The sequence below is a fragment of the Acidisphaera rubrifaciens HS-AP3 genome, assembly GCF_000964365.1.
Taxonomy (GTDB): Bacteria; Pseudomonadota; Alphaproteobacteria; order Acetobacterales; family Acetobacteraceae; genus Acidisphaera; species Acidisphaera rubrifaciens.
Genome location: NZ_BANB01000684.1, coordinates 1 through 5,070 on the forward strand (window position 1 = coordinate 1; position 5,070 = coordinate 5,070).

Consider the following 5,070-nt stretch of genomic DNA (forward strand, 5'->3'; position numbering starts at 1 on the left):
CCCCACCCGCGCCGCCTCGCCCTCCTTGCCGCCGCCCAGGCGCTGCCGCTGCTGCCGCAGCCCCTGCACGGCCCGTTCCGCGCCTATCCGGCGCGGGCGGGCGTCAGCGGGTGAAGCCCTCGACCGGATAGACCTTGAACGGGCCGGGCTTGCCGGTCTTCGGGTCGAACAGGTGATTGAGCTGCCCCTCCGCGACCCAGGCGACGTCGCCCACCTCCGTCACCGACACCGGCAGCTTGAAGCCGCCGCGCACGACGTCGATCTGCGCCGTGTCGCCGTGCACGGTGACGCGGTCGAGCGTGCCCGCGCCCTCGATCATCAGGAACGTGCCGGGCCCGATCGAGCGCAGCGCGTCGGGCAGCTTGATCGGCCGCGAGGTCTTCAATGTCGTGACCGCCCCCGCGCTGCCGTCCTCGGCCATCGCGACGCGATACAGGCCGCCGCCGTTGTAGGTGTTCACGTACACGGCGTTGTCGCTGCCGATCGCGATGCCGTCGAGCCCGGCGCCGCCCTTGACGCTGAACCGCTCGTCCGTCGCCCAGACCTCAAGCTGCGTCGCGCCGGGCTTGAGGCGAAGGATGTGCGGGCTGAATGAATCAGTCACGTACACCGTGCCGTCCGCGGCCACCACCACGTCGTTGCACAGCGTATGATCGCCCGGCAGCGGATAGCTCGCCTTCGGTGCCCCGGTCTTCAGGTCGAACGATTTCAGCGCAACCGGCTTCGATCCCGCCTTCATCACCACGCCCAGCGCCGACAGGTCGCTCGAACACACCCACAGCGTGTCATGCGCCGCGTCCGTCAGCACGCCGAGCACCGACAGCAGCCCGTTGCTGCCGGCGGGGATGAACGGCTGCGCGGTCGTGGCCCCCGGCGCCACCCGCACCACCACGCCCTCGGCCATGCTGCCGACATACAGCGTGCCGTCGGGGGTCGAGGAGAGGCTCTCGGGATAGAACCGGTCCCCCGGCAGCAGCACGTCCGCCGGCGCGGCCGCCGCATGGCCCGCCGCCGCCACCGACGCGGCCAGCAGCGTCGCCGCCAGCGCCGCCGTCAGGCGCGGCTTGCGCCGCACCCGTGTCAGGAATGTTCGTTTCATGGACCGTCCTTCCTCTCGTCCCCCGGGATGCCCATGGCAACCCAGGCACGCATTATATCTGTCTGGGTATAGCGATGCCATCATGACGGCTGCCGGACGCAAACGAAAGGGTGCTGCCCAGACATCGGACGCATAACTGTCACCGTGCATGCGTCATGCGCCCCGCATCGGCGCGGCCACGCTTGGGTCGTGCGGCGGCGACGAGCGGGGGCTTTACCTCCCGGTGTTTCTCCGTACAACTCAGCGTCCGGCCGCTGACCTGCGCGGACGGCGGGCGCTGATGCGGCTTGCCCGCCCCTCTGTGGCCGAGATTTGCGGACAAGGTGATGGATCAGGGCGTACTCAGCAGCCTCGCTGACAGGTTTCCGTTCGTCAAAGCCATGCCGGTCGACGATTTCCGGCGGTTCACGCGCGTCCTCGAGTTCCCCGTCCTGGCACGGGGGCAGACGGCCTATGAACTCGGCGATGCCTGCCCGAACTATCTCATGTGCATTACCGGGCGCACGCGCGTCTTCAAGACGAGCGACGCGGGCCGGGAGATGCTGCTGTATAACGTCGAGGGCGGCGGCACTTGCGTGCTGACGACCCAGTGCCTGCTGTCACGCACGAATTTCCCGGCCGAAAGCGTCGCGGAATCGCTGACGGTCCTCGCGGCGGTGCCGGCGCGGTGCTTCTACGAGCTGATGGAGTCGATGCCCGCGTTCCGGGAGTTCGTCATCGCCGACTACACGCGGCTTCTCAGCGCGATGTTCTCGTTCGTCGACGCGCTCGCCTTCCAGACGATCGAGCAGCGTCTGGCGCACCGCCTGCTGGCGGAGGCGGACGCCGCGCTCATCGTCCGCAAGACGCATCAACAGCTTGCGTCCGAAATCGGCAGCGTGCGCGAAATCGTCAGCCGGCATCTCGGCAACTGGGGATGCCGCGGATGGATCGAGACCACCCGCGGCGAGATCCGCATCCTCGACCGGGCGGCGCTCGCGTCGCGCCGCCCCGATCCGGCGTGATCGCCCCGATATATTCGCCCCTGCGGCGATGCCGCCTTACTTCTTGCCCTCGCCGCGGGCGAGCAGGTCCGCGAAGGTCTTCTTCTGGCTCGGCGACAGCAGCGCGTAGCTTTTCAGGTGGTACGGAACCATCGTGTAGGCGAGCGCCGTTTCCGACCGGCCGATCGCGTCGATATCGGCCTTCATCGTCGCCTCGGACGGATCGACCTGCGCGGCGTCCTTGGCATACTTGCCGATCGCGTTCTGCGTCACGCCGTCCAGCCGCTTCATTTCGTCGAACATCGTCTTCGACATCGACGTCAGCTCGGCCTTCTGCTTCTCCGTCAGCTTGAAGTCGGCATCGTGCTGGAGCACCCACTCCGGCCCCGGATGCGAGAAGCGGAAATTCTTCGGGAAATCGAACGAGTGCGCGACGAAGAAATCGTGCGCGGTCGTCATGTCGCTCATGTCCGCACGCGCCGGCACCGCCATCGCGCCGACCGCCAGACAGGCGGCCCCGACATAGGCGGCCAGAGCGGCGCCGTTAGCAAAAATGGTCTTCGTCATTGCGTTTCCCTCGCCAAGGCACCGCGCCGTGTTTCGGCGCCGCCGGACATCCGGTCTACGCCGGGCGCGGGCCTTTGTCGGTGACCGGAGTCACCAATTTGGTGATACCGGGCAGATTATGTGCGCGAAATTTGCCCTCGAACGATTTAAACGCAACCGGCTTAGATCCCGCGGTCATTACCACGCTCAGCGCCGACAGGCCGACAGATCGCTCAAACACATTTAAACGTCCCCGGCCGTGCTGCCAGAGCACAGCGCGCCGTCCACGATCTAGAAGAGGCTCCTCTAATAGACATGGCCGGTTCGTAGCAGTGGGCACGATCAGCGTATACTCGAGGAGGATTAGGTCTTAACGGCACATCGCAAGCTCCTTCTAGGAACTCGAACAAGAAGCACCGTCGCTTCAGTACATCGCTGCAATTATAAAGTTCTAATAAGGGTCCCGTTTTGATTAAGATAAGTATTTATAGAGCCTGTTTCCTCATGTTGATAACGAGCCGGTCTGTTGATCGGTCCTACAGCTTATAATCCTGCTGTGGCATTTCGCCGATGTCGAAGATGCTGATAGAACTCAGTATTGGCTTTGCGATTCAGCGCGCTTCGCCTAAGCTAGGCCAACATGCCGACGTGGAGTGATTGGCACCACAGAGCCGGCGGGTGAAGTAGCGAATCATGGCGTCCAGGAATTGGTGACGATCAGATCGGATTCGGACGTCGGGGTCTTATCATGGTCGGCTTACTGCCTTTGCGCCGCATACTGCCTGAAACCACCCGGATCTCACCGACAGACATTTAACGGTTGTGCAGCGTAATCAATGAAAACGCCTCTTTCTCATCTCCGTGAAAATTCAGTCGTCGAGCGCGTAAGAACTAATAGCATTCTAAACCCGCTGTTATGGCTTTCTGGGATAATTATTGTACCCTCGATTCCGGCAGTCTGTGCAACAGATGACGGTGTGAGATTATTTTTTTGCTTCCTCACCGCCCTTCCAATTTTAAGTTCTGTCTTGGCGTATTTTATTTGGGTGGTCAAAGACCCCGATCGTCTTCAATCCGAAGACTATCAGCTTGCGCAAAAACGAATTTTGCACGCAACGAAAGAAGAGGACGAATTCGCAACGATTGATCAAGCGAGGGATCGTAGTTCGACTGCTATAGCTGCCGTTTCTTTCGAGAGTGATCAGCCAGACGAACCACCTTCAAATGCGAGCTCCGTCCTCTATGACGCGACGAAAAAGCGATCGTGATGCCAACCGCCACATTCTACATGATCTACATCGAACGATTGGAAAGCGTCTCTTACGAGACCGTCAAACAAAAAATGGACCTCTGCCTCAGCTGGTACCGGCTGAATGAAAAAATGTGGATTGTATATTCGAACAGAGATATTGGTAAGTTATACAAAAGATTTTTTCCTCTCGTAGACGATTCTGGTAGCCTATTAATATGTAAGCTTGACATAGATAGTCGGGAAGGATGGATGAGTAAGAGATTTTGGAACTGGATAAATCAACGCACTGATGCTACAAAGTGATTGCTGATCTAAAATTTAATATTATTTGCCCGCCATGCTATGGCCTCTTTGGAATTTATCCTGGAAGAGCAATCAAGCAAATCATATGACCCCGTCATGCTCACAGCATCTGATGAGAATTTTCCTATATATGCAGCACATTCTTGTCTCTATTTGCATCTGACTACATTTTCGCGAGGCTCGGACTTAGTCAGCAAGATGTGGCGCCCCCCTCACACCGCCTGCAAAGCCCGCGGCGCCTCGACCACCGTCGTCTCGAACTCGGCGGGCGAGGTGATTTCCAGCAATTCCAGGTCGTCGCTATGGGCGATCTCGATATGGGGGATGCCCGGCGCCTGATAGACGGACGTGCCCGGCTCCAGCCGCACCCGGCCGATATCCGCGTATTCGAACTCCACCCAGCCGCGCAGGACGAACACCATCTGGAAATCCAGCGTGTGCGTGTGCCATTCCGGCTTGGCATGCGTCCCCGGCACGGCGCGGATCACGTGCGCGCCAAACGCGCCCCCCGTCGCCGCCGGGATGCCGAGGTCGCGATAGGCGAAAAACGCCCGCAGCCCGGTGTCGTATTGCGCATCGCGGGCATGCGTCACCACGGTCGTGGTCATTGGTCCTGCCTCCCCTGGCCAGTGTGGGCGCCCATGCTGCCACCACCCGCGCCCGGGCGCGAGCGTGGCCGCACCCTTGCATCCCCGCCCCCCTGCATCCCCGACCGGGGAACGGCGTTGACACAGCGGCCACGGCGCCCGGCGCCGGCGGAGCAGCGAGCGGAGAGGCAAGCATGACCGACAACCCGCTACAGGACGACCCGGCGCGCGAGCACCGCATCCGGGAGCGTGCCTATCACCTGTGGGACGCCGACGGCCGCCCGCACGGGCGCGACGTCG

Annotated in this window: 6 protein-coding genes; 3 read left to right on the top strand and 3 right to left on the bottom strand. The window is 61.7% G+C overall.

What is annotated here, in order from left to right; genetic code table 11:
- Positions 1-103 precede the first annotated feature (103 nt).
- Positions 104-1,099 carry an NHL repeat-containing protein gene (locus tag B8460_RS16365; RefSeq protein WP_052945272.1) on the bottom strand — a complete coding sequence of 332 codons (996 nt, stop codon included), beginning with the start codon at positions 1,097-1,099 and terminating at the stop codon, positions 104-106.
- Between the two features lie 326 nt (positions 1,100-1,425).
- Between B8460_RS16365 and B8460_RS16370 the strand changes: the two genes are divergently transcribed.
- Positions 1,426-2,103 (top strand): Crp/Fnr family transcriptional regulator, encoded by a 678-nt coding sequence (locus tag B8460_RS16370; protein ID WP_048862682.1) that lies wholly within the window; start codon positions 1,426-1,428, stop codon positions 2,101-2,103.
- A 36-nt stretch (positions 2,104-2,139) separates the two neighbouring features.
- Here the strand turns inward: B8460_RS16370 and B8460_RS16375 are convergent, their stop codons facing one another.
- Complete coding sequence (locus tag B8460_RS16375; RefSeq protein WP_048862683.1) at positions 2,140-2,649, bottom strand: Spy/CpxP family protein refolding chaperone; 510 nt, start codon at positions 2,647-2,649, stop codon at positions 2,140-2,142.
- An 815-nt stretch (positions 2,650-3,464) separates the two neighbouring features.
- On the opposite strand from B8460_RS16375, the gene B8460_RS21155 reads away from it, so the two are divergent.
- Positions 3,465-3,896: a hypothetical protein gene (locus B8460_RS21155; protein ID WP_148360657.1), complete on the top strand. Its 432-nt coding sequence runs from the start codon at positions 3,465-3,467 to the stop codon at positions 3,894-3,896.
- Between the two features lie 499 nt (positions 3,897-4,395).
- Here the strand turns inward: B8460_RS21155 and B8460_RS16380 are convergent, their stop codons facing one another.
- Positions 4,396-4,791, bottom strand: a complete 396-nt coding sequence (locus B8460_RS16380) for a cupin domain-containing protein (RefSeq protein WP_048862684.1) — start codon at positions 4,789-4,791, stop codon at positions 4,396-4,398.
- Between the two features lie 173 nt (positions 4,792-4,964).
- Here B8460_RS16380 and B8460_RS23790 point away from each other — a divergent pair.
- Positions 4,965-5,070 (top strand): DUF2934 domain-containing protein (locus B8460_RS23790; protein ID WP_148360658.1); only part of this gene is annotated, 106 nt, incomplete at its 3' end.